Source organism: Tepidicella xavieri, from assembly GCF_004363315.1.
GTDB lineage: Bacteria > Pseudomonadota > Gammaproteobacteria > Burkholderiales > Burkholderiaceae_C > Tepidicella > Tepidicella xavieri.
In genome coordinates this window covers 274,019-296,094 of record NZ_SNYL01000002.1, presented here as the reverse complement: position 1 = coordinate 296,094, position 22,076 = coordinate 274,019, and the positions used below count along the sequence as shown (strand labels likewise).

Here is a 22,076-nt window from a genome sequence, read left to right as displayed (position 1 = left end):
AGGTGGTTTAGAATGAGCTGATCACAGGGTGCTTTAGTGGAAAGTCAAAAAAGCTTATGAGTTTGAAAGATAGCGAGAACATCCGCAAAGGCATCATCCTCGCCGGAGGCTCCGGCACCAGGCTGCATCCGGCCACGCTGGCCGTGAGCAAGCAGCTCTTGCCAGTTTACGACAAGCCCATGGTCTATTACCCGCTGAGCACGCTCATGCTGGCGGGCATTCGTGAGGTGCTGGTCATCAGCACCCCGCAAGACACGCCCCGCTTTGCGCAGTTGCTGGGCGATGGCGCCCAGTGGGGCATGAGCCTGCACTACGCCGTGCAGCCTTCGCCAGATGGATTGGCGCAGGCTTTTCTGATTGGCGAAGATTTCCTGGCCGGCGCGCCCAGCGCCCTGGTGCTGGGCGACAACATTTTCTATGGCCACGACTTTCAGCCCCTGCTGCGCTTGGCCAATGCCCAGACCAGCGGGGCCACCGTGTTCGCCTATCACGTCACAGACCCGCAGCGCTATGGCGTGGTGGCATTCGATGCCGCAGGGCGCGCCATCAGCATCGAAGAAAAGCCGGCCGTGCCCAAGAGCCATTACGCCGTCACCGGGCTGTATTTCTACGACGGGCAGGTGGTGGACATCGCCAAGACCGTGCGGCCCAGCGCCCGGGGCGAATTGGAAATCACCACCGTCAACCAGACCTACCTGGAACGAGGCCAACTCACTGTGCAGACCATGGGGCGCGGCTATGCCTGGCTCGATACCGGCACCCACGACAGCCTGCTGGACGCCAGCCAGTTCATTGCCACGCTGGAGCGTCGCCAGGGCCTCAAAGTGGCCTGCCCGGAAGAAATCGCCTGGCGCAACGGCTGGATCGACAGCGCCCAGTTGCAGCAACTCGCGCAGCCGCTGGCCAAGAACGGCTACGGGCAATACTTGTTGAACTTGCTGAAATGACGCGCTGAGTCTGCGCCATGCCCTATACCGCCATCTCCACCGATATCCCTGACGTCTTGATCCTGCAGCCCCAAGTGTTTGGCGATGCGCGGGGTTTTTTCTTTGAGAGCTTCAATCAACGCGAATTCGAGCGGGCCACCGGTGTGCAAGGCATGCAGTTCGTCCAAGACAACCACAGCCAATCGGCCCGTGGCGTGTTGCGCGGCTTGCATTACCAAATCCAACATCCTCAGGGCAAGCTGGTTCGCGTGGTGCGCGGCGAGGTATTCGACGTGGCCGTGGACCTGCGGCGGTCTTCGCCCACGTTTGGGCGTTGGGTGGGCCTGACGTTGAGCGCCGACGACAAGCGCCAACTGTGGATTCCCCCGGGCTTCGCCCACGGTTTTTTGGTGCTGAGCGAAAGCGCCGAGTTTTTGTACAAAACCACCGACTACTGGTACCCTGAGCACGAGCGCAGCCTGCGCTGGGACGATCCGACGCTGGCCATCGATTGGCCTTTGGGCGGGCAGATGCCTATGCTGGCGGCCAAAGACGCGAAAGGCGCCTCATTCAATGAGGCAGAGGTGTTTGCATGAAAAAAATCATCGTCTTGGGCACCGGCGGCACGATTGCCGGTCGGGCCGCCAGCGCGATGGACAACATTGGCTACAAAGCCGGTGAAGTGCCTGTGACGGCACTTTTGGGCGAGGTGGCCGCGCCAGACGGCTTTGCCGTGGAGGCCGAGCAGGTGGCCCAGATCGACAGCAAGGACATGGATGATGCCGTGTGGCGCCGCTTGCTGGCGGCGGTGCACCGCCATCTGCAGCAGCCGGAGGTGCATGGCGTGGTGGTGACCCATGGCACCGATACGCTGGAGGAAACGGCCTACCTGCTGCAGCGCGTGCTCAATCCGGCCAAGCCGGTGGTGATGGTCAGCGCCATGCGGCCGGCCACGTCCACGCTGCGCGATGGCCCGCAAAATCTGGCAGGCGGCTTGCGCTTGGCCGCGACGGCCGAAGCGCGTGGCGTGGTGGCCGTGTGCGCCGGGCGGGTGCATTCGGCGCTGGATGTGCGCAAGGCCCACAACCATCGGTTGGATGTGTACGACTCCGGCGATGCGGGGCCGGTGGCCGCATTGGAGGAAGGGCGATTGACCTGCTGGCGCCCCTGGCCCGACACGGCGTCTGACTTCGACGCCCATCTGCTGGACCGCTTGCTGGCGACTCCGCAGTGGCCCCGCGTGGAGTGGATCACCAGCCACGGCGGGCAAACGGGTGCCATGGTGCGCGCGTTGCTGGCGCACGCCCAGACGGGAGGGGGCGAAGCCCCGCTGCGTGGGTTGGTGGTGGCTGGCACGGGTAATGGCACGCTGCACCAGGCGTTGCTGGCAGCGTTGGTGCAGGCGCAGCGTGCCGGGGTAATGGTGTGGCGCAGCACGCGCTGCGCCGCTGGACGGGTGATCGAGGGCGCCGATTGCCCCATTCCCGCCACGCCTTTGCCGCCAGCGAAGGCGCGGCTGGAACTGATGCTGCGGCTCGTCTGAGCGGGCCTTCAGCTCTCCAATGCCGCCAGCGCCCGAGCGGTGATTTCCTCCACGCTGCCCATGCCGCTGATGCTGCGGTAGCGGGGAGCGGCGGCGGGATCGGCCTCGGCCCATTGGCGGTAGTAATCGACCAGCGGGCGGGTCTGGGCGCTGTAGACTTCCAGCCGCTTGCGCACGGTTTCTTCCTTGTCGTCGTCACGCTGTACCAGGGGTTCGCCGGTCACGTCGTCTTTGCCTTCGACCTTGGGCGGGTTGAACTTGACGTGGTAGGTGCGGCCCGATGCGGGGTGGGAACGGCGGCCGCTCATGCGTTCGATGATGGCTTCGAACGGCACGTCGATTTCCAGCACGTAGTCGAGCTTGACGCCGGCGGCTTTCATGGCGTCGGCCTGGGGGATGGTACGCGGGAAGCCGTCGAACAGGAAGCCGTTGGCGCAGTCGGGCTGGGCGATGCGGTCTTTGACGAGGTTGATGATGAGTTCGTCGGAGACCAGCCCCCCCGCGTCCATGACCTTTTTGGCTTCGAGGCCCAGGGGGGTGCCTGCCTTGACGGCGGCGCGCAGCATGTCACCGGTGGAGATCTGGGGAATGCCGTATTTCTGGCAGATGAAGGTGGCCTGCGTGCCTTTGCCGGCGCCGGGCGCGCCCAACAGAATCAGTCTCATGACTTTCCTTTTTGCTTCAGAGTTTCCAAAACGGGTATCGGCGCCCGTCTCCAAGGCGCCGCCCCTGTTGCAGGGGCAAACGGCCGGAGGATAGCACGCGCTTCCCCGACACACGCTTACAGCGGCGCTCCACCGCGCTTTACGCGGCAGGGTATGTCGGGGGCAGGGGCATGCCGCCGTCGATCAGGGCGCGCACGCGCTCCAGGTCCTGGGGCGTGTCCACGCCGGGGCCGGGGGCTTCGGTGGCCAGATGGACGGCAATGCGTTCGCCGTGCCACAGCACGCGCAGTTGTTCCAGCGACTCGCATTGCTCCAGTGGCGCAGGCTCAAGACCCGGGAAGCGCCGCAGAAAGCCCACCCGGTAGCCATAGATGCCGATGTGGCGCAGCGCGGCCGGCTGGGCGGGCAAGGCGGGCTGCGCCGGCGCATCGCGCCACAGCGGGATGGGGGCGCGGCTGAAATACAGCGCGGTCTGCCGCCGGTCGAGCACCACTTTGACGACGTTGGGGTTGGCGTACTCGGCGGCATCCTGCAGGGGATGGGCGGCCGTGCTCATGACGCAGTCGGGCCGCTCGTGAAGTTGGCGGGCCACGGCTTCGATGAGGCGGGGGGGCATGAGGGGCTCGTCTCCCTGCACATTGACCACGATGGCCTCGTCGGGCAAGCCCAGGTGCTCGCAGGCTTCGGCCAGCCGGTCGCTGCCGCTGGGGTGATCGCGTCGGGTCAGCACCGCGGCCACACCCGCGCTGCGGCAGGCATGGAGGATGGCGTGGTCGTCGGTGGCCACGGTCACGCTCTGCGCGTGGCTGGCGAGCGCGCGCCGCGCCACGTGGACGATCATGGGGGTGCCGGCGATATCGGCCAGCGGCTTGTTGGGCAGGCGCGTGGAGGCCAGGCGTGCCGGGATGAGCACGTGAAAGGCTGGGGTATGCATGGGCGCGGGTTCAGACAGAAGGGCGTGGCGTGGGGGGGCGTGCCGCTTCTTCTTCGCTGATTTCGCGGGCCTCGTTTTCCAGCATGATGGGGATGCCGTCGCGGATGGGATAGGCCAGGCGGGCGCTGCGGGAGATGAGTTCCTGCGTCTCGCGCTGGTAGACCAGCGGCCCTTTGGTCACCGGGCAGACGAGCAGTTCAAGGAGTTTGGTGTCCATGCGGGGATGATAGCCCTTTGCACGCCGCCAGGGTGCGGTCGAGCGCGTCGAGCAGGGCGGGCTCCAAGTGTTGTTCCAATCCCACGGCCCAGACGTCGGTCGCGCTGTGGCCAGACTGGCGCAAGGCGGCAAAGAGTTTGATGGCGTCTTTTTCGGTGCACAGCCAGGTCAGATCCGGGCCGGCGCTGGCCAGGGCAGCGAGCAGGGTGGGGGTGTCGGCATGGTCGGGCAAGGCCAGGGTGTGACGCAGCGGCAGGCCGCATGCCCGCAACATCTGGAAAAACGCTTCCGGTTGCGCGATGCCCGCCAGGGCCGCGAGCCGAGGGCGCTCGCGCAGCGCCGTCAGGGGGCTGGTGGCACCTTGGGCATTGACGGCCTGCGCGGCCAGGCGACGGTGTGCCCGAAAGGGCTGCGCCGCAGCGGGGTGGGGCGGGATGCTGGCGGGCTGGGTGTGCAGCACGAACAGCGGGCCATTGCCCCAGATGGCGGCAGGCCAGGGCTCGCGCAACAAGCCCGCCGGCAGCAGCCAGCCGTTGCCCACGCCCCGGGCATCGAACACGACGACGGTGGCGTCGCGCTGCAGCGCCCAGTGTTGCATGCCGTCGTCGCTGAGGATGAGGTTGACCTCGGGGTGCGCGGCCATGAGCGCACGGGCGGCGGCCACCCGGTGGCGCCCCACCATGACCGGCACGCCTGTGGCGCGGGCGATGAGCGCAGGCTCGTCACCCACTTCGGCGGGGTCGCTGTCCGGGCGGACTGGGGTGGGCGCGGCGTGCCGGCCACCGTGCCCGCGAGAGATGACACCCGGCTTCCAGCCCTGTGCCTGCCAGTGCCGCGCCAGCGCGATGACGGTGGGCGTCTTGCCGGCGCCGCCCACCACCACGTTGCCAATCACCACCACGGGCAGTGGCAGCCGGGTCGAGCGCAGCCAGCCGCGTCGATAAAGCCAGGCCCGCAGCGCCCACAGCCTGCCATACACCCAGGCCAGCGGCAGCAGGGCGCGGGCCAGCCCGCCGCGTCGCAGCCATGCCTGGGTGAGCGTCTGTGCCCAGCGCGGCTGGGCCGGTGTGGGGCGGGGGGGGTCAGCGGCCACGCGCTTGCTGGGTGGCAAAGGTGATCTGATTCAGTCCCGTGCGCCGGGCTGCATCCATCACATTGACCACCGCCTGGTGGGTGGCGGCGGCATCGGCGCTGATGATGACGACCGGCTCCCGGCTGCCGTCGGCCGCTTGCTGCAAGGCGCGCACCAACGCTTCCACGCTGGCGCTTTCAAGAACCTGCCCCCCCACGGCATAACGTCCATCCTGCCCGACGGAGACGATGATTTCGCGCGGATATTCGCGTGGCTGCTCGGCGTCGGCCACCGGCAGGTTGACTTGCAGTTCGGTGTATTTGCTGTAGGTGGTGGTCAGCATCAGGAAGATGAGCACCACCAGCAGGATGTCGATGAACGGGATGAGGTTGATCTCGGGCTCTTCCCGGCTGCCGCTGCGAAACTGGATGGCCATGATGTGGGGGCGTTCAGCGACGCAGTGTGAGCAGGTGGTGAGCAAAGCGCTCCGCGCCCACCTCCATTTGCAGCAGGTAGGCATCGACCCGCGCGCGGAAATAGCGCCAGAAGATCAGCGCCGGAATGGCCACCATGAGGCCGAAAGCGGTGTTGTACAGCGCGATCGAGATGCCGTGAGCCAGCTGCTCCGGATTGCCGCCGCCGGGGGTGAGTCCGCCCGGACCGGCCTGGGAGCCGAAGATCTCGATCATGCCGATGACGGTGCCCAGCAGGCCGATGAGCGGGGCCGCCGAGGCGATGGTGGCGATGGCGCCGAGGTATTTTTGCAGCTTGGCCGCGGCCAGCCGCCCAGCCGACTCCAGCCCCGAGCGAAGCTCGTCTTCCGTGGCATCGGGATGGTTTTGCAAATGCCGAAAACCCGAGGCCAGCAATTCTCCCAACACGGAGTTTTCGGCGAGTTGCTGTACCACTTGCGGTGGCGGCACGCCGTGGCGCGAAGCCATGATGGCCTCCTCCACCAGTTGGGGGGGGGCCACCCTGTCCGTTTTCAGGCTCAAGAACCGTTCGATGATCAGCGCCAGTCCGATGACCGAGCAGGCAATCAGCGGCCAGATGGGCCAGCCGGCGGCTTGTATGATCGACAGCAATGCAGGACTCCTCGCTCACGACGCGGTGTGTTGTACAAGACTGATTATGGCGCAGCCGCACAGGCCGGGGAGGGCGGCTTCTGTGGATAACTTTGTGTGTAATCCGTCGATTTTCGAGGGATATCTGAGGTATGCGCCTCTGCGGCGCACCTTCCTGACCACAGTGATAGAAAAAATGATCGAAAAATCAATGGCTTGCTGGTTGCTTCGGAAGATCCCTGGCTGGGAGGGGGTGTCCAGTCGGTTTTCGTCAAGGTGTGGACAGCTCTCCGAGGGAGAGATGCGGTGCTGACGCCTGCCGATCAACCCGACGCCGCCGAGGGCGCACGCCCCATCTGGAGCGTGGGAGCTTTGCTGCGTGCGGTGGCCGATGCGTTGCAAGCCCGATTTCACCCGGTTCGTGTACAGGGGGAGGTATCAGGGTTCTCGCGTGCCGCCAGTGGCCATTGTTATTTCGCCTTGAAGGACGAACAGGGCCAGTTGCGCTGCGCCATGTTCCGCCGAGCCGCTGCTGCCAGCCTGCTGGACTGGCGCGACGGCCAGCTCGTGGAGGTCGAGGGGCGGCTGGACGTGTATGGCCCCCGGGGCGACTTGCAACTCATCGTCGAGTCGGCCCGCCTGGCGGGGCGGGGCAATTTGTACGAGCAGTTCCTCCGGCTCAAGGCGGCCTTGCAGGCCGAAGGGCTGTTCGACCCTGCCCGCAAGCGCGCCCTGCCTCCCTTGCCGCACAGCATCGGGGTGGTGACTTCGCTGGATGCAGCGGCTTTGCGCGATGTGGCGGCCACCCTGCAGCGGCGTGTACCGCATCTGCCGGTGCGGGTGTTCCCGTCGCCCGTGCAGGGCGAGGCCGCCCCGGCCGCCCTGTGCGCCGCGCTCGATCGGGCCTATGCCCATTTCCGCGCCACGGGGGAGTGTGAGGTATTGCTGCTGGTGCGCGGAGGCGGCTCGCTGGAAGACCTGTGGGCGTTCAACGATCCCGCATTGGTGCGCAAGCTGGCCCAGGCGCCCATGCCCGTGATCAGCGGCGTGGGGCATGAAACCGATTTCACGCTGGCCGACTTCGTGGCCGATGTGCGTGCCCCCACGCCCACCGCCGCCGCCGAACTCTGCGCCCCGGCCCGTGATACCCTGCTGGCCGCGGCGCAGCGGCAGGAGGAGCGGCTGCGCCAAGCGGTGCGTCGCTGGCTCGATGCGCAGGCCCAGCGCACCGACCGGTTGGCCCAGCGTCTGGGGCGCCCGTCCAGCCGCGTGGGCGCAGAGCGCGAGCGATTGCTGAGCATGGGTCTGCGGCTGCAGCAGGCGGCGCGCCGTCGGCTGGAGCGTGACGCGGCCCGCCTGGAGCGCTGGCCTCAGGACTGGACGGCCGCCATCGCGCGAGACCTGCAGCGCCGGCGCTGGCGGCTGGAGCGCGCGCAGGCGCAGCTCCAACTGCTCGATCCGCGGCTCGTCCTCCAGCGTGGCTACGCCCTGCTCACCGACGCCCACGGCCACGCCATCACGTCGGTGGCCGCGCTGCGGCCGGGGCAGGATCTCACCGCCCAACTGGCCGATGGGGCCGCAGAGATGACCGTAAAAGCGTCAGGGAGCTGAACGCTTCCCTACAATGAGCAGTCCTTCAACAACATCATCGAGGAAGCTGCACATGGAACACACCTTGCCCGCCCTGCCATATGCCATCGACGCCCTGGAGCCCCACTACTCCAAGGAGACGCTCGAATTCCACCATGGCAAGCACCACAACGCTTACGTGGTCAACCTCAACAACCTGCAAAAAGGCACCGAGTTCGAGAACATGGACCTGGAGTCCATCGTCAAGAAGTCCAGCGGCGGCATCTACAACAACGCCGCTCAGATCTGGAACCACACCTTCTTCTGGAACTGCATGAAACCCAACGGCGGCGGCGAGCCCTCGGGCGCGCTGGCGGCCGCCATCAACGCCAAATGGGGCAGCTACGCCGCCTTCCGCGAAGCCTTCGTCAAGAGCGCGGTCGGCAACTTCGGCTCCGGCTGGACCTGGCTGGTCAAAAAGCCCGACGGTTCGGTGGACATCGTCAATACCGGCGCAGCCGGCACGCCGCTGACCACCGCCGACAAGGCGCTGCTGACGGTGGACGTGTGGGAGCATGCCTATTACATCGACTACCGCAACCTGCGCCAGAAGTTCGTCGAGACCTTCCTGGACAAGCTGGTGAACTGGTCCTTCGCCGAAGCCAATTTCGCCTGAGCACGGCCCTGCCTGCCGAATGAAAAACGGCCCCTCGGGGCCGTTTTTGTTGGTAGGGCTTGGCGGAGGCGGTGAGATTCGAACTCACGAACGGTTGCCCGTTGCCGGTTTTCAAGACCGGTGCAATCGACCACTCTGCCACACCTCCGCAATGCCCCCGATTGTAAGTCACGCCCGGCGTGACGGCCCCGGCACTCGTCTCAGGGGTGGCTGTGTCAGAAAAAAACTGACACCAGAAACAGCCGTTTTCCGACTCATGCCCGCGCTGGAGCTGCGTACAGTGGAACGCAGTCCATGTTCAACAAGGCACGTGGTGCCGGAGGAGAGTGGCCATGCAGACAGAAGGAATGGCTGGGTGGGCGCAGCGTATGGGTGCTGGTGGTGAGGCGGCTTGGCCGCAGGCGGGCGTTTCACCCCGTGAAGAAGGCGGCAGGCAGATTGAGCGCTGGCCGTTTTCAGTGCGTATTGCGCAGGGTCAGGCCGATTTGGCCAAGGTGATCGAGATTCGACATTCCGCGTATGCGCGGCATTTGCCCGAGCCGATGTGCGCGGCATTTCGCCGGCCCGAGGCATCCGATACAGCCGCGGGCACGTATCTGCTGCTGGCCGAGTCCAAGCTGGACGGTTCGCCCCTGGGCACCATGCGCATCCAGACCAATGAGGCGGCGGCGCTGATGCTCGAAAGTGCCGTCGAATTGCCTTTCTGGATGCAGGGCCGTCGTTTGGCCGAGGCCACGCGGTTGGGGGTGACGAATGCGGTTTCTGGGCGGCTGGTGAAAACGGCGCTGTTCAAGGCGTTTTACCTGCTGTGTCTGCAGCGGGGGGTGGACTTCATGGTGATTGCCGCGCGCAGCCCGGTGGACCGGCAATACGTGCGGCTGCTGTTCCAGGATGTGTTTCCCGGTATGGGTGGCGTGCCGTTGAGCTACGCTTTCAATTTGCCGCATCGGGTGCTGTACCTCGATGTCAGGCGCGTGCGCGAGTTGTGGGAAGACGCCCGCCACCCCTTGCTGGACTTCATGTGCCACACGGAGCACCCCGACCTGCGCTTGGGCCAAGCCAGGTGATGGGTGGATCTAGCGGGGCCGGTGCGGTGGGCCCCTGAGGGTGTCATCAGGGCTGGTCGATGGAAGGCAGGGGCAGATCCTCGCCGAGCACCAGATCGACATGATCCAGTTCGCTCGGTGACAGTGTGCTGAGGTATTTTTTCAGTGCCTCGTTGTCGATGAAGTCGGCCCCGGACTGGGTGGTCAGCAGCACCTCGGGTTTTTGCGGTCGCGCCACGATGAAGCCCTGGACGTAGTCCACGCCGATTTCGGCCAAGGTTTCCACGGTTTCGTAATCCTCGGCCCATTCCGCAATCGTCTTCATGCCCAGGTTTTGCGCCAGGCTGACGATCGCTTCCACAATCGCCACGTTGGCGGGGTGGCGGTTCATGTTGACGATGAAGCTGCCGTCGATCTTGAGCAGATCGGCCGGCAGGTCTTTCAGGTAGGAGAACGAGGTGTAGCCGGCGCCGAAGTCATCGAGCGCCACCTTGGCACCGACGTCACGCACCCGGTCGATGAAGCGGCGGGTGTTGTCGGTGTCGTGCAGGGCCACGCTTTCGGTGATTTCCAGGCAGATGCGGGGCGCCACGTCCCGGTGGCGCTCCAGCATGACGAAGACGTCGTCGATGAAGCGCTCGTCGTTGAGTGAGGCCCCGCTGAGGTTCATGCAGACGAACTGGTTATGGCTCAATTGGGCCTGATGCCGGCTGAGCCATTCCAGTGTCGTGGAGAGCACCCAGCGGTCGATCACGCCCATGCGGCCGGCATTTTCTGCCGCATGGATGAGGCGTTCGGTGGGCACGCGCTGTCCGTTTTCGTCCTGCATGCGCAGCAGCACCTCGAAGTTGAGCGAGCCGTAGGGCGAGCGCAGCGACATGATCGGCTGCATTTCCAGATACAACCCTTCGATGGACTGATGGGTAGCCAGCCGCTCGATGAGATGGAGCTCGGCCTCGTGGTCGGTGAAGACCTTGGAGCCTTGCTCGAACACCACCAGGCCGTTGCCCTGGCCTTTTTTGGCCAGGCGACAGGCATGGTCGGCGGTGGAGACGACGTCTTTGGCCGGCGTGCCGGGTGCCACTTCGATCAGACCGATGGAGCCACGTACCTGGAACGCCCGGTCGCCGACCTGACAGGCGCTGGCCGCGAGGTTGGAGAGGATTTCATGGCACACCGCCTGGGCCTGTGGCAGTGCAGTTTGCATCATCACCACGAGGAATTCGTCGCCACCCACGCGACCCAGGTACATTTGGGGGCCGAGCGGTGCCTGGGCACGTTGGCAGACGGTCTGCAGCACCGCGTCGCCGGCAGCGTGGCCATAGAGGTCATTGATCAGTTTGAAGCGGTCCAGGTCCAGATAGGCCACCGACAAAGGCTTGCCGCGACCGAGCTGGGCCAGCCCGATGTCCAGGATGCGCTCGATGCCACGACGGTTCAGCACTTTGGTGAGGGTGTCGTGGTGAGCGAGGAAACGCAAGTGCTCGGTGGCTTCGGCCTTTTCGGTGATGTCTTGCAGCGTGCCTTCGATTTTGTCGCTGGCCAACGCCGCCTTGACGAGGAACCGCCGCTCGCTGTGTGTGGCTGTTTCGGCCTGCGGCGTCACCACCTCCAGTTCGGCGGTGCCGTCGCGCCGGGTGCGCTCCATCAGAACCTGCCAGTCTTGCGGGCTGAACCTTTCCTGCCAGGTTTGCCTGCTGAGGGTGGTCTCGTCGGTTTTCAGCATGGCCAGCATGGCAGGGTTGGCGCTGGTGAAGCGGCCTTGCAGGTCCAGCGTGAACAAGCCGATGGGAATCACCTCGTAGGTGTGCTGGAGTTCTGCCTGAGCGGCGAGCCGTTGCTGATGGGCTTGGCGCATCTGTTCCGCAATGGCCATAGAGGCCAGCAGGCTGGAGGCCAGTGCAGCGGTGACGCTGTTGAAGGCACCGATGAGTCCCTGCAGGCCCAAGGCAGCGGCGGCCACTTCGTACAGGCTGGCAAACAGCGCCACACCAATGGAGGCCGCGTACCAACCCGCCACACGCGACTGGCACACGACGAGAATGCGCACCAGCAAAAAAATCAGCGCGCCAGCGCCCAGGCCAGTGGCCGTCCAAATAATGGGCAGAAACTGCGGGAACGGCAGCACGAAAGACAGCAGCAACAGCGGTGGGCAGGACCACTTGGCCGCCGTGATCATCCAGCGATGACCCACTTCGCGCAGCTCTTGCTGGAACAGGCTGGTGAACAGCGTGAAGGTGACCACGTAATACAGCGCCACCGTGACGAGTCGCATGCGTGGCAGGTAGGCTTCGGGAATGGCATAGCCCAGCCACTGGTGGTCCCAGCCCATGGACAGGGCTGCCATGCGCAGGTTGATGACCAGCCAGGCCGCAAACAAGAGGTAGGCGCGATTGCGGTTGATGAGCCCGGCGATGAGTGTGAACAGGGCCAGGGTGAGGATGCCGCCGTCGAGGAGGCCGGAATGGCGATGGAACTCGCGCTCTTTGGTGGCCAGGGTGGCCTCATCCCAGGATTGAATGGTCACCCGGGCTGGGCCGATGAATTCGGCACGACACAGCACCCGGGTTGCCCCGGCAGGGTCCAACGCAAAGCCGGCGCGGGCAGGGCGCATGCTGCCGTGGGTGCCGGAGCGGGTGGATGCACCAAGGGTCAGCAGGCTGGAGGCATTCCAGCAACTCATCCGCTGGGCATGCCGGGAGGGAAACTCGATCCACACCCCGGGTTGGCCGATGGGCGGCGAGGGCACATCGAACAGCAGCCATATGGGCGCTTCGGAAAGACGCGTTTCATGCCCGGCGACAGCGGTCGTACCCGGTTGAAGCAGCCGGTCCAACGCTTGCTGCGCGGTCCATTCGTTGCGGGTGTCTTCGGCCACTTTGAAGAACACCGGCGTGCCCGGGCCGGCGGCGTACTGATTCGTCCATGCCAGCAGCGCCAGCAAGGAAAGCAGGCCGACGAGAATCGGTATCCAGAAAACGGAAAGCCCCTGTAACAGCCGATCCAGGCCGCTGTTGGCGCGCACCCAGACCGGTGGCGTAGGGGTGGAGCTTGGGATCATGTGGGTGTTTGCCCTCGATATTGACCGCTCCCTGTGCGAATGCCAGCAATTATGCGTCGTCTGAGAAGGCGTTGTATCGTTTGTGCCACACTTGCGTGCCATGAACAAGACAGATTGGGCCCGGCAGGCCTTGGCCGTGTTCGACCAGGTGGTGGCTACCGGGGTGGGATTGCGCCCGCGCGAGGGCCAGCGCCTCATGGCCGAGCAGGTGGCCTGCACGCTGGCCGCTGCCGACCTGGGCTCGGCCCCTGCCGAGTTGCAGGAGGAAGGGGCGGGCGCGCCCACGCCCGAGCGCGCCATTGCCGTGGTACAAGCCGGCACGGGGGTGGGCAAATCGCTGGCTTACGGGGTGCCGGCCATTGCCATCGCCCTGGCGCGCAACACCCGTGTGGTGATTTCCACGGCCACCGTGGCGTTGCAGGAGCAACTCGTCCATAAAGATTTGCCCGCGCTCGCCGCGCTCATGCCGCAGCCATTCCGGTTCGCACTGGCCAAAGGGCGGGGACGGTATGTGTGCAAGCTCAAGCTGGAGCGCCTGCTGCACCCTGTCGATCCCGAGCACGATGCCGAGGACGACCTTCACGCCGAAGACGACCTCTTTGCCGGCTTGGCGGATGGTCCGCGCGGGCCGCAGGCGCGTGGGCAGCAGCAGGCCGTCTATGCCGCGATGGGGGCCGATTTGGCCAGTGGCCGCTGGGATGGCGACCGCGATACTCTGCCCGTGCCGCCCGAGCCCGAGCTGTGGCAGCGCGTGGCCGCCGATGTGAGCTCCTGCTCTGCCCGCCACTGCCCGGCTTATGGCGAGTGCAGCTATTTTCAGCAACGCAAGGCGCTGGTGGGCGCGCAAGTGATCGTGGTCAATCACGATCTGCTGCTCAGCACCCTGGGATCGAGAACCCTGCCTGAATTGGACAACTGCCTGCTGGTGATCGACGAGGCCCATCACTTGCCGGCGACGGCGTTGGAACAGTTTGCCAGCCACATGGATTTGAGCCGGCTGGGCTGGCTGGACCGGCTTACCAGCCGCGCCTTGAAGGTCGGCGGCCAATTGGGGGTGGAGGAGGTGGCCGACATCCCCAAGCATGCGGCATTGCTCCGCCAGGCGATGCAAGACCTGGCCCGACTGGTGATGCACCAGTATGGGGAGGCGCTGCGCCAGCCTCTGCGGCAGGGCGGATGGGCCGCACGCCCAGGCGAGGAGGCCAGCCGCGCGCGCGTCAGCGGGGGCCGTCTGCCCGAATCCATGGGGCCCGTGCTGGCCCAACTCGCGCACAGCACGCAAGTGTATGTGGACGCCCTGCGGGCCATCAGCAAAGCGTTGCGGGCGGAAATGCGCGATCAACCCCAGGATGCCCGCCGGCTGGCGACCCAGTATGCCCAACTGGGTTCGCTCGCCCCCCGGCTGGAGGCGGTTCATGCCACCACCCGCTGGCTGTTGCATTCGCCCGAGGAAGGCGGCGCGCCGGTGGCCAAGTGGTTCACCTGGCGTGGCGCTGGCGAACACGGGGTGCTGCATGCCCATGCCAGCCCCACGCTGCCGGGCGGCACGCTTCGGCATCATCTCTGGAGCAGCGTGCGGGCGGCGGTGCTCACCTCGGCCACGCTCACGAGCTGCGGCCGCTTCGATTTTCTGCTGCGCGAAATCGGTCTGGCCGATGACCCGGATGTAACCACGCTGGAGGTGCCCAGCCCCTTCGATTTCCGCCGCCAGGGGCGGCTGGTGCTGGCCGCCACCCGGGCCGACCCGAAACAAGCCGCTGCCTTCACCCAGGAGATGGTGCAGGCCCTGATGCGCGATTTGCGCGGCGTGCGACACGGGGCGCTGGTGCTGTTCACCTCCCGCGAGCAGATGCGGCAGGCCACCGAAGCGCTGCCCGAGGACTTGCGCGCCCGGGTGCTGGTGCAAAACGAGTGGCCGCGCCAGCGCCTGTTGCAGCAGCATGCGCAGCGCGTCGCCGCTGGCCAGCCCTCCATCATCTTTGGGATGCAATCTTTCGGCGAGGGCCTGGACCTGCCGGGCCGCTTGTGCGAAGACTTGTTCATCACCAAGCTGCCTTTCATGCCGCCCGACGACCCCGTGGGCGAAGCGCGGGCCGAGTGGCTGCGCGAAGCCGGGCGCGACCCCTTCATGGAGTTGGTGGTGCCGGCCACGGCCATCCGCCTGGCCCAGTGGGTGGGGCGCGCCATCCGCACCGAAGAGGACGAGGCGCATGTGGTCTGCTACGACCGTCGCCTCACCCAAACCAGTTACGGCCAGCGGCTCCTGGCGGGCCTGCCCCCTTTCGAGCGGGTGCACGTCAGCGCCGCTGCCGAATGCGCTTGATGCGCTTGCTCCACAACCCCCACGCCATGCCCCGATTCGCCGCCAACCTCTCCCTGCTGTTTGCCGATCGCCCTTTCCTCGACCGCTTCGAGGCCGCCGCGCGGGCGGGGTTTCGGGCTGTGGAATTCCAGTTCCCCTACGATTGGCCGGTCGAAGCATTGCAGCAGCGCCTGCAGGCCAACGGCTTGCAAGCGGTTTTGCACAACCTGCCGGCCGGTGACTGGGCCGCTGGCGAGCGAGGCATCGCCTGCCACCCCGGCCGCGTGCAGGAGTTTCGCGCAGGGGTGGAACGCGCCCTGGCTTACGCCCAGGCGTTGGGCGTGCCGCGCCTCAATGCCTTGGCCGGGGTGTGCCCTGCTGGGGTGTCCCAGGCCGTGGCCTGGCAGACCCTGGTGGACAACCTGCGCCATGCCGCCGCGCGTCTGGCCCAGGCGGGGCTGATGCTGCTGATCGAGCCCATCAACACCCACGACATCCCCGGCTTCCTGATCCACCGCAGCGAACAGGCCAGCCGGCTGATGGACGACGTGGGGGCCGACAACGTGCGGTTGCAGTACGACATCTACCACGCCCAGCGCATGGAAGGCGAACTGGCCGCGACACTCCAACGGCTGCTGCCGCGCATCGGCCACATCCAGCTGGCCGACAATCCGGGCCGCCACGAGCCGGGGACAGGGGAGATCGCTTACCGCTTCCTGTTCGAATGGCTGGATCGCTTGGGCTACGATGGCTGGATCGGCTGCGAGTATCGCCCAGCCGACGAGGGGCCCATGGGCACGGAGGCGGGCCTGGGGTGGCTGGCGGCGCACGGCGTGCGGCTTTGAGGTCGCCGCCCTGGGCCGTCGGGCCTGCCGCTACACTCAGCGCTTTTCGCCATGGATACTTTTCTTCTTGCCTTTCTCGTCGGCCTCGGCTGGTTCACGCTCAAATTCCGGCACGAACGTCGGCGCATCGTCCTGCTGGCCAGCCATTTGCGCCCCTACCAGATCGAGCGCTACATGGAGCAGATCACCCAGGGCTACCTCAGGGCGCTGGGCGAGCCCAACCCTGAGCGCCAGACATCCATGTGGGCCGCGCTGCAGCCTGCCGAGCGGCAGCTGGTGGAACAGTTCGAACGCTTCAGCGCCGACATGCGCCGCCTGCCCGCCGAACAAACGCGGGTGTGCCGCTGGGCGTTGCCGGGCGTGGACAAATGGTGGCCGCAGTCCACCTTCGATCTGCGTGCCGCGCTCGACATCCATGCCCAGGGGCTGAGGGGCGCCGCCGACAACGCCGATGGCCTCAGCCCCAAGGCGCGGGCGCACCGGTTTCTGGCCGAAATGATGCTGATGCAGCACACCTGCCACTGGTTTTGCAAATCCCGCACGGTGGCGTCGGCGCGGCTGCTGGCGCGGCACCGCACGGCTTACGAGCAGGTCATCGATGCCGTGTCCGAAACCACGCGGCGCAGCTACCTGACCCTGACGGGGGGCAAGTAGAATCGGCCCTTCTGTGGCCAGGCCCCGATGGTGAAACTGGTAGACACAGCGGACTTAAAATCCGCCGCTTGCTGCAAAGGCGGCGTGCCGGTTCGATTCCGGCTCGGGGCACCAGGACTTACAATCGCAACCTGTCGAGAAGGGCAGGACACGCGCCTTCGGGCGCCCATTTGCGAGCAACATCATGAGCAGCCATCATTCCCCGCCTTTTGAGATCCATGTCCACGGCGACATTCGCCTGCGCGACGACGTGGACTACCCCCACATTCAGGAAGCGCTCAAGCCGCTGTGGAAGTACGTGGGCGCCCGTTCCCTGATTGACGCCGCCCCCAGCCACTACGAAGACGAGCCCGGCATCCGCTTCGACCCGAAAGAGCGTCTGCTGCAGATGTGCTGGACGCTGGAAGGCGACGAAGACTTCCGCCACGCCATCGACGAAGCCTGCATGGGCCTCAATGACATTGCCGCCGCTGGCGCGCCGATCGAGGTGTCGTTCTACGATCTGGAATTTGACGAGGAAGAAGCCGGCCCCGATCAGGAGGCCCGCGATGACTTCGTGATGTGCTTCGTTGGCCCCACGCCAGCGGCCATCATGCAGGTGCAGCGCGACATGCTGGTGCAGGATGTGGTGCACCTGATGGAGCGGCATTTCGATGCGTCTGAGCTTGGCGAGGTGGTCGCAGCCATCGACCGGCTGTTCACCAACCGCTTCGATGCCTTGGTGAGCTCCATGCAGCTCGGCAAGCCGCCGCGTGGGTCAGGCCCCGCAGGCGGGCACGGCGGGCCCCGCAAGCCGCGGCATCTGCACTGATCGGTGCCTTCATCGCGCAAAACCCCGGGCTGGCCGGGGTTTCTTGCATTCAGGGGCGGGCATTTCAGGGCGCGCGCAGCGCCCCCACCGACAGGGCCTTACTGGGCCGTCACGGCGATGCCCTTGAACTCGCCGCTGGCGATGCGCTGGCTCCACTCGGCCGGGCCGCTCTGGTGCACGCTGTTGCCGGTGGCGTCCACGGCCACGGTCACGGGCATGTCCTGCACCTCGAACTCGTAGATGGCCTCCATGCCCAGGTCCTCGAAGCCCACCACGCGGGCCGCCTTGATGGCCTTGGCCACCAGATAGGCCGCGCCACCCACGGCCATCAGGTAGGCGCTGCGGTTGTCGCGGATGGCCTCGATGGCCACCGGGCCGCGCTCGCTCTTGCCGATCATGGAAATCAGCCCGGTCTGCTCCAGCATCATGCGGGTGAACTTGTCCATGCGGGTGGCGGTGGTGGGGCCGGCCGGGCCGACCACCTCGTCGCGCACCGGGTCCACCGGGCCCACGTAGTAGATCACGCGGTTGGTGAAGTCCACCGGCAGCTTCTCGCCCTTGGCCAGCATGTCGGCGATGCGCTTGTGCGCGGCGTCGCGGCCGGTGAGCATCTTGCCGTTGAGCAGCAGCTTTTGCCCCGCCTTCCAGGACGCGACTTCCTCTTTGGTGAGGGTGTCCAGGTTGACGCGGGTGGCGCTCTTCGTGTCGGGCGTCCAGGTCACGGCCGGCCAGTCTTCCAGCTTCGGCGCTTCCAGCTTGGCCGGGCCGCTGCCGTCCAGGTGGAAGTGCACATGGCGCGTGGCCGCGCAGTTGGGGATCATCGCCACCGGCAGGCTGGCCGCGTGGGTGGGGTAGTCCAGGATCTTGACGTCCACCACGGTCGTCAGGCCCCCCAGCCCTTGCGCGCCGATGCCCAGCGCGTTGACCTTCTCGTACAGCTCCAGCCGCAATTCCTCCACGCGGGTGAGCGCGGCGCCAGACCGCTTTTTGTCGATCAGTTCGTGGATGTCCACCGGCGCCATCAGCGATTCCTTGGCCAGCAGCATGGCCTTCTCCGGCGTGCCGCCGATGCCGATGCCGAGGATGCCGGGCGGGCACCAGCCCGCCCCCATGGTGGGCACGGTCTTGAGCACCCAGTCCACGATGGAGTCCGACGGGTTGAGCATGACCATCTTGGTCTTGTTCTCCGAGCCGCCGCCCTTGGCCGCGCAGATCACTTCCACCTGGTCGCCGGGCACGATCTCGTAGTGCACCACGGCGGGGGTGTTGTCCTTGGTGTTCTTGCGCGCGCCGGCCGGGTCCGCCAGCACCGAGGCGCGCAGCGGGTTGTCGGGGTTGAGGTAGGCGCGGCGCACGCCTTCGTTGATCATGTCCTGCACGCTCATGGTGGCGTCGGGCCAGGTCACGTTCATGCCGACCTTCAGGAACACGACCGCGATGCCGGTGTCCTGGCAGATCGGGCGGTGGCCCTCGGCGCTCAGGCGGCTGTTGGTCAGGATCTGGGCGATGGCGTCCTTGGCGGCCGGGCTTTGCTCGCGCTCATAGGCTTGGCCCAGCGCCTGGATGTAGTCCAGCGGGTGATAAAAGCTGATGTACTGGAACGCGTCGGCGATGGACTGGATCAGGTCTTCCTGCTTGATGGCGGTCATGAGGGGCTTCCTTCGGACGGGTGGGAAAGGGGCCGGCTGGCCGGGGGCAGGCGCTCACTCAGCAGCGCCTTGAGGGCGCCGATTTCCTGTCGCAGCGACTGGACTTCGGCGTGCAGTTCGTGTTCGATGGATTGTCCCACCTGCTCCACGGTCTGTATGGTGTCTTGGTGCTCGCCCTCCTGGAAGGTCTGCATCGCGTTGACGATGATGGCGATGAACAGGTTGAGCATGGTGAAGGTGGCAAACAGGATGAAGGTGATGAAGAACGCCCAGGCGTAGGGCACTTCTTCCATCACCGGGCGCGAGATGCCCATGGACCAGCTCTCCAGCGTCATGACCTGGAACAGCGTGTACAGCGAGCGGCCCAGGTGGCCAAACCAGTCGGGGAACTGCTGGCCGAACAGGTGCGTGGCGATGACGCCGAACACGTAGAACACCAGCAGCAGCACCAGCGCGATGGACGACAGCCCCGGGATGGCCGACAGCAGCGCCCCGACCACCCGGCGCATGGAGGGGACGATCGTCAGCACCCGAAGCACCCGAAGCACCCGCAAGGCGCGCAGCACGGCAAACGGCCCGCTGGCCGGCACCAGGGCGATGGCCACCACGGCAAAGTCGAACACGCTCCAGGGGTCGCGGAAGAAACGCAGGCGGTGCACATACAACCGGGCCGCGATCTCGGCCACGAACACCGACAGGATCAGCTTGTCCACCAGCGACAGCCAGGCGCCGACGCGGGCCATCACGCTGGCCGAGGTCTCCAGGCCGAGCAGCACGGCGTTGATGATGATCAGTGCGAGAATGGTGTGCTGAACCCAGCCGAGGTTCAGAAAACGGTCGATCTTGTTGCGCAGCGCGCTTGGCGTGCCGGAGGACTCCGTCAGCATGGTCGTGGGCTCAGGCCGAGGGGTTGGAGGGGAAAAGTCAACCCGCTATTGTAGGCCGCCGGGGTGACGCCCGGGTGTAAGAGCCTCGTCAGAGACATTGCGCACAGTCGCTCGTTGTTCTTGTTCACAGACCCAGAGGAGAGCTTTTCATGTCCGACACTTCGACCGCCATCCAGTCCACCCTGGTGGAGAATCGCGTGTTCGAGCCCAGCGCTGCCACCGTGCAGGCCGCCCGCATCGCTGGCATGGACGCCTACCGCGCCCTGTGCGCCGAAGCCGAGCAGGATTTCGAAGGCTTCTGGGCCCGCCGTGCCCGCGAATTGCTGCACTGGCACAAGCCCTTCACCCAGGTGTTGGACGAGTCGAACAAGCCGTTCTATCGCTGGTTTGCCGACGGCGAGCTCAACGCCTCTTACAACTGTCTGGATCGCCACATCGGCACGCCGCGCGAGCACAAGACGGCCATCATCTTCGAAGCCGATGACGGCACCGTGACCCGCGTGACCTACAAAGAACTGCTGGCCAAAGTGTGCCAGTTCGCCAACGTGCTCAAGGCCAAGGGCGTCAAGAAAGGCGACCGGGTCGTCATCTACATGCCCATGACGATCGAAGGCGTGGTGGCCATGCAGGCGTGCGCCCGCATCGGGGCCACGCACAGCGTGGTGTTTGGCGGGTTTTCCGCCGGCGCCCTCAAAGACCGCATCCAGGACGCCGGCGCCGTGGCCGTGGTCACCGCCAACTACCAGATGCGCGGCGGCAAGGAACTGCCGCTCAAAGCCATCGTCGATGAGGCCCTGGGCATGGGCGGCTGCGAGACGGTCAAGAGCGTGATCGTCTTCCAGCGCACGCCCACCGCCGTCCACATGGAGGCCGGCCGCGATACCTTCATGCACGAAGAGATGGCGGCCCAGCCGACCGAATGCCCGGTGGAAGTGGTGGGCGCCGAGCACCCGCTGTTCATCCTCTACACCTCCGGCTCCACCGGCAAGCCCAAGGGCGTGCAGCACGCCACCGGCGGCTACCTGCTGTGGGCCCAGCAGACCATGTTGTGGACCTTCGACCTGAAGGACGACGACGTGTTCTGGTGCACCGCCGACATCGGCTGGATCACCGGCCACAGCTACGTGGCCTATGGCCCCCTGGCCGCTGGCGCCACCCAGATCGTGTTCGAAGGCGTGCCCACCTACCCGAACGCCGGCCGCTTCTGGCAGATGATCGAAAAGCACAAATGCACCATCTTCTACACCGCGCCCACGGCGATCCGCTCGCTGATCAAGGCCGCCGATACCGATGAGAAGGTGCACCCGAAGAACTGGAACCTCTCGACCCTGCGCATCCTGGGTTCGGTGGGCGAGCCCATCAACCCCGAGGCGTGGATGTGGTACTACAAGCACATCGGTGGTGAGCGCTGCCCGATCGTGGACACTTTCTGGCAGACCGAGACCGGCGGCCACATGATCACGCCGCTGCCGGGCGCCACCCCGCTGGTGCCGGGCTCGTGCACCCTGCCGCTGCCCGGGATTTTCACCGCCATCGTGGACGAGCAGGGCAACGACATGCCCAATGGCCAGGGCGGCATCCTGGTGGTCAAGAAGCCCTGGCCGTCCATGATCCGCACCATCTGGGGCGACCCGGAGCGCTTCAAGAAAAGCTACTTCCCCGAGGAGCTCAAAGGCTACTACCTGGCCGGCGACGGCGCGGTGCGCTCCGAAGACCGTGGCTACTTCCGCATCACCGGCCGCATCGACGACGTGCTCAACGTGTCGGGCCACCGCATGGGGACGATGGAAATCGAATCGGCCCTGGTGGGCAAGACCGACCTGGTGGCCGAGGCCGCCGTGGTGGGACGCCCGGACGACGTCACCGGCGAGGCTATCGTGGCGTTCGTGGTGCTCAAGCGTCCGATCCCGACCGGCGATGAGGCCAAGGCCATTGCCAACGAGTTGCGCAACTGGGTGGCCAAGGAGATCGGTCCCATCGCCAAGCCCAAGGAAATCCGCTTCGGCGAGAACCTGCCCAAGACGCGCTCCGGCAAGATCATGCGCCGTTTGCTGCGCTCGCTGGCCAAGGGCGAGGCCGTGACCCAGGACACCTCCACGCTGGAGAACCCGCACATCCTGGAGCAGTTGGCCAAGTCCAACTGATGGGACCAAGC

The 22,076-nt window shown here is 66.0% G+C and carries 20 protein-coding genes and 2 tRNA genes; 12 read left to right on the top strand and 10 right to left on the bottom strand.

The genetic code is table 11. The annotated features are described in order from the left end of the window. Positions 1-56: 56 nt before the first annotated feature. The 3 genes from rfbA to DFR43_RS02875 are packed head-to-tail and all read left to right on the top strand — an operon-like array spanning position 57 to position 2,469. Positions 57-947, top strand: a complete 891-nt coding sequence (gene rfbA / locus DFR43_RS02885) for a glucose-1-phosphate thymidylyltransferase RfbA (RefSeq protein WP_133595850.1) — start codon at positions 57-59, stop codon at positions 945-947. A 17-nt stretch (positions 948-964) separates the two neighbouring features. After that, positions 965-1,522 carry a dTDP-4-dehydrorhamnose 3,5-epimerase gene (gene rfbC / locus DFR43_RS02880; protein WP_133595849.1) on the top strand — a complete coding sequence of 186 codons (558 nt, stop codon included), beginning with the start codon at positions 965-967 and terminating at the stop codon, positions 1,520-1,522. After that, entirely contained in the window at positions 1,519-2,469 is a 951-nt protein-coding gene (locus DFR43_RS02875) for an asparaginase (RefSeq protein ID WP_133595848.1), read from the top strand. Before rfbC ends, DFR43_RS02875 begins: the two co-directional genes overlap by 4 nt. Positions 2,470-2,477: 8 nt before the next feature. Here DFR43_RS02875 and adk read toward each other — a convergent pair whose 3' ends face one another. The 6 genes from adk to DFR43_RS02845 all read right to left on the bottom strand — a co-directional run bounded on the left by adk (position 2,478) and on the right by DFR43_RS02845 (position 6,442). Beyond that, entirely contained in the window at positions 2,478-3,134 is a 657-nt protein-coding gene (gene adk / locus DFR43_RS02870; protein ID WP_133595847.1) for an adenylate kinase, read from the bottom strand. A 139-nt stretch (positions 3,135-3,273) separates the two neighbouring features. Further along, positions 3,274-4,068, bottom strand: a complete 795-nt coding sequence (gene kdsB / locus DFR43_RS02865; RefSeq protein ID WP_133595846.1) for a 3-deoxy-manno-octulosonate cytidylyltransferase — start codon at positions 4,066-4,068, stop codon at positions 3,274-3,276. Between the two features lie 10 nt (positions 4,069-4,078). Beyond that, complete coding sequence (locus DFR43_RS02860; protein WP_133595845.1) at positions 4,079-4,285, bottom strand: Trm112 family protein; 207 nt, start codon at positions 4,283-4,285, stop codon at positions 4,079-4,081. Continuing rightward, the gene (gene lpxK, locus DFR43_RS02855; RefSeq protein ID WP_133595844.1) at positions 4,266-5,378 is read right to left on the bottom strand and encodes a tetraacyldisaccharide 4'-kinase; all 1,113 of its coding nucleotides are present in this window, start codon (positions 5,376-5,378) and stop codon (positions 4,266-4,268) included. Before lpxK ends, DFR43_RS02860 begins: the two co-directional genes overlap by 20 nt. Further along, complete coding sequence (locus DFR43_RS02850) at positions 5,368-5,787, bottom strand: ExbD/TolR family protein (protein WP_425471068.1); 420 nt, start codon at positions 5,785-5,787, stop codon at positions 5,368-5,370. Before DFR43_RS02850 ends, lpxK begins: the two co-directional genes overlap by 11 nt. 19 nt (positions 5,788-5,806) lie before the next feature. Continuing rightward, a complete protein-coding gene (locus DFR43_RS02845; RefSeq protein ID WP_133595842.1) occupies positions 5,807-6,442 on the bottom strand; it encodes a MotA/TolQ/ExbB proton channel family protein in 636 nt (211 codons plus the stop codon). 288 nt (positions 6,443-6,730) lie between these two features. Between DFR43_RS02845 and xseA the strand changes: the two genes are divergently transcribed. Both xseA and DFR43_RS02835 read left to right on the top strand, forming a co-directional pair. After that, positions 6,731-8,032 carry an exodeoxyribonuclease VII large subunit gene (gene xseA, locus DFR43_RS02840; RefSeq protein WP_133595874.1) on the top strand — a complete coding sequence of 434 codons (1,302 nt, stop codon included), beginning with the start codon at positions 6,731-6,733 and terminating at the stop codon, positions 8,030-8,032. A gap of 52 nt (positions 8,033-8,084) precedes the next feature. Then, positions 8,085-8,666, top strand: coding sequence for a superoxide dismutase (locus tag DFR43_RS02835; protein WP_133595841.1), 582 nt, complete (start codon positions 8,085-8,087; stop codon positions 8,664-8,666). Positions 8,667-8,726: 60 nt separating this feature from the next. On the opposite strand, the gene DFR43_RS02830 is transcribed toward DFR43_RS02835, so the two are convergent. Then, positions 8,727-8,814 (bottom strand) — tRNA-Ser (locus DFR43_RS02830). A gap of 184 nt (positions 8,815-8,998) precedes the next feature. On the opposite strand from DFR43_RS02830, the gene DFR43_RS02825 reads away from it, so the two are divergent. Further along, on the top strand, positions 8,999-9,733 hold the full coding sequence (locus DFR43_RS02825; RefSeq protein ID WP_133595840.1) for an N-acyl amino acid synthase FeeM domain-containing protein: 735 nt from the start codon (positions 8,999-9,001) through the stop codon (positions 9,731-9,733). A gap of 46 nt (positions 9,734-9,779) precedes the next feature. Here DFR43_RS02825 and DFR43_RS02820 read toward each other — a convergent pair whose 3' ends face one another. Further along, the gene (locus DFR43_RS02820) at positions 9,780-12,773 is read right to left on the bottom strand and encodes a putative bifunctional diguanylate cyclase/phosphodiesterase (protein ID WP_133595839.1); all 2,994 of its coding nucleotides are present in this window, start codon (positions 12,771-12,773) and stop codon (positions 9,780-9,782) included. A gap of 100 nt (positions 12,774-12,873) precedes the next feature. On the opposite strand from DFR43_RS02820, the gene dinG reads away from it, so the two are divergent. From dinG to DFR43_RS02795, 5 genes are all read left to right on the top strand, one after another. Further along, positions 12,874-15,096: an ATP-dependent DNA helicase DinG gene (dinG, locus tag DFR43_RS02815; RefSeq protein ID WP_133595838.1), complete on the top strand. Its 2,223-nt coding sequence runs from the start codon at positions 12,874-12,876 to the stop codon at positions 15,094-15,096. 26 nt (positions 15,097-15,122) lie between these two features. Beyond that, positions 15,123-15,920 carry a hydroxypyruvate isomerase gene (gene hyi, locus DFR43_RS02810; protein ID WP_133595837.1) on the top strand — a complete coding sequence of 266 codons (798 nt, stop codon included), beginning with the start codon at positions 15,123-15,125 and terminating at the stop codon, positions 15,918-15,920. Positions 15,921-15,971: 51 nt separating this feature from the next. Further along, entirely contained in the window at positions 15,972-16,574 is a 603-nt protein-coding gene (locus DFR43_RS02805; protein ID WP_133595836.1) for a hypothetical protein, read from the top strand. A 21-nt stretch (positions 16,575-16,595) separates the two neighbouring features. Continuing rightward, positions 16,596-16,688: transfer RNA gene (locus tag DFR43_RS02800), tRNA-Leu, on the top strand. Between the two features lie 70 nt (positions 16,689-16,758). After that, positions 16,759-17,385, top strand: coding sequence for a DUF6806 family protein (locus tag DFR43_RS02795; RefSeq protein ID WP_133595835.1), 627 nt, complete (start codon positions 16,759-16,761; stop codon positions 17,383-17,385). 98 nt (positions 17,386-17,483) lie between these two features. Here DFR43_RS02795 and DFR43_RS02790 read toward each other — a convergent pair whose 3' ends face one another. Then, positions 17,484-19,034 carry a fumarate hydratase gene (locus DFR43_RS02790; protein ID WP_133595834.1) on the bottom strand — a complete coding sequence of 517 codons (1,551 nt, stop codon included), beginning with the start codon at positions 19,032-19,034 and terminating at the stop codon, positions 17,484-17,486. Next, positions 19,031-19,921 (bottom strand): ion transporter, encoded by an 891-nt coding sequence (locus tag DFR43_RS02785; RefSeq protein WP_133595833.1) that lies wholly within the window; start codon positions 19,919-19,921, stop codon positions 19,031-19,033. Before DFR43_RS02785 ends, DFR43_RS02790 begins: the two co-directional genes overlap by 4 nt. Positions 19,922-20,070: 149 nt before the next feature. On the opposite strand from DFR43_RS02785, the gene acs reads away from it, so the two are divergent. Next, positions 20,071-22,065: an acetate--CoA ligase gene (gene acs, locus DFR43_RS02780; protein WP_133595832.1), complete on the top strand. Its 1,995-nt coding sequence runs from the start codon at positions 20,071-20,073 to the stop codon at positions 22,063-22,065. Positions 22,066-22,076 lie beyond the last annotated feature (11 nt).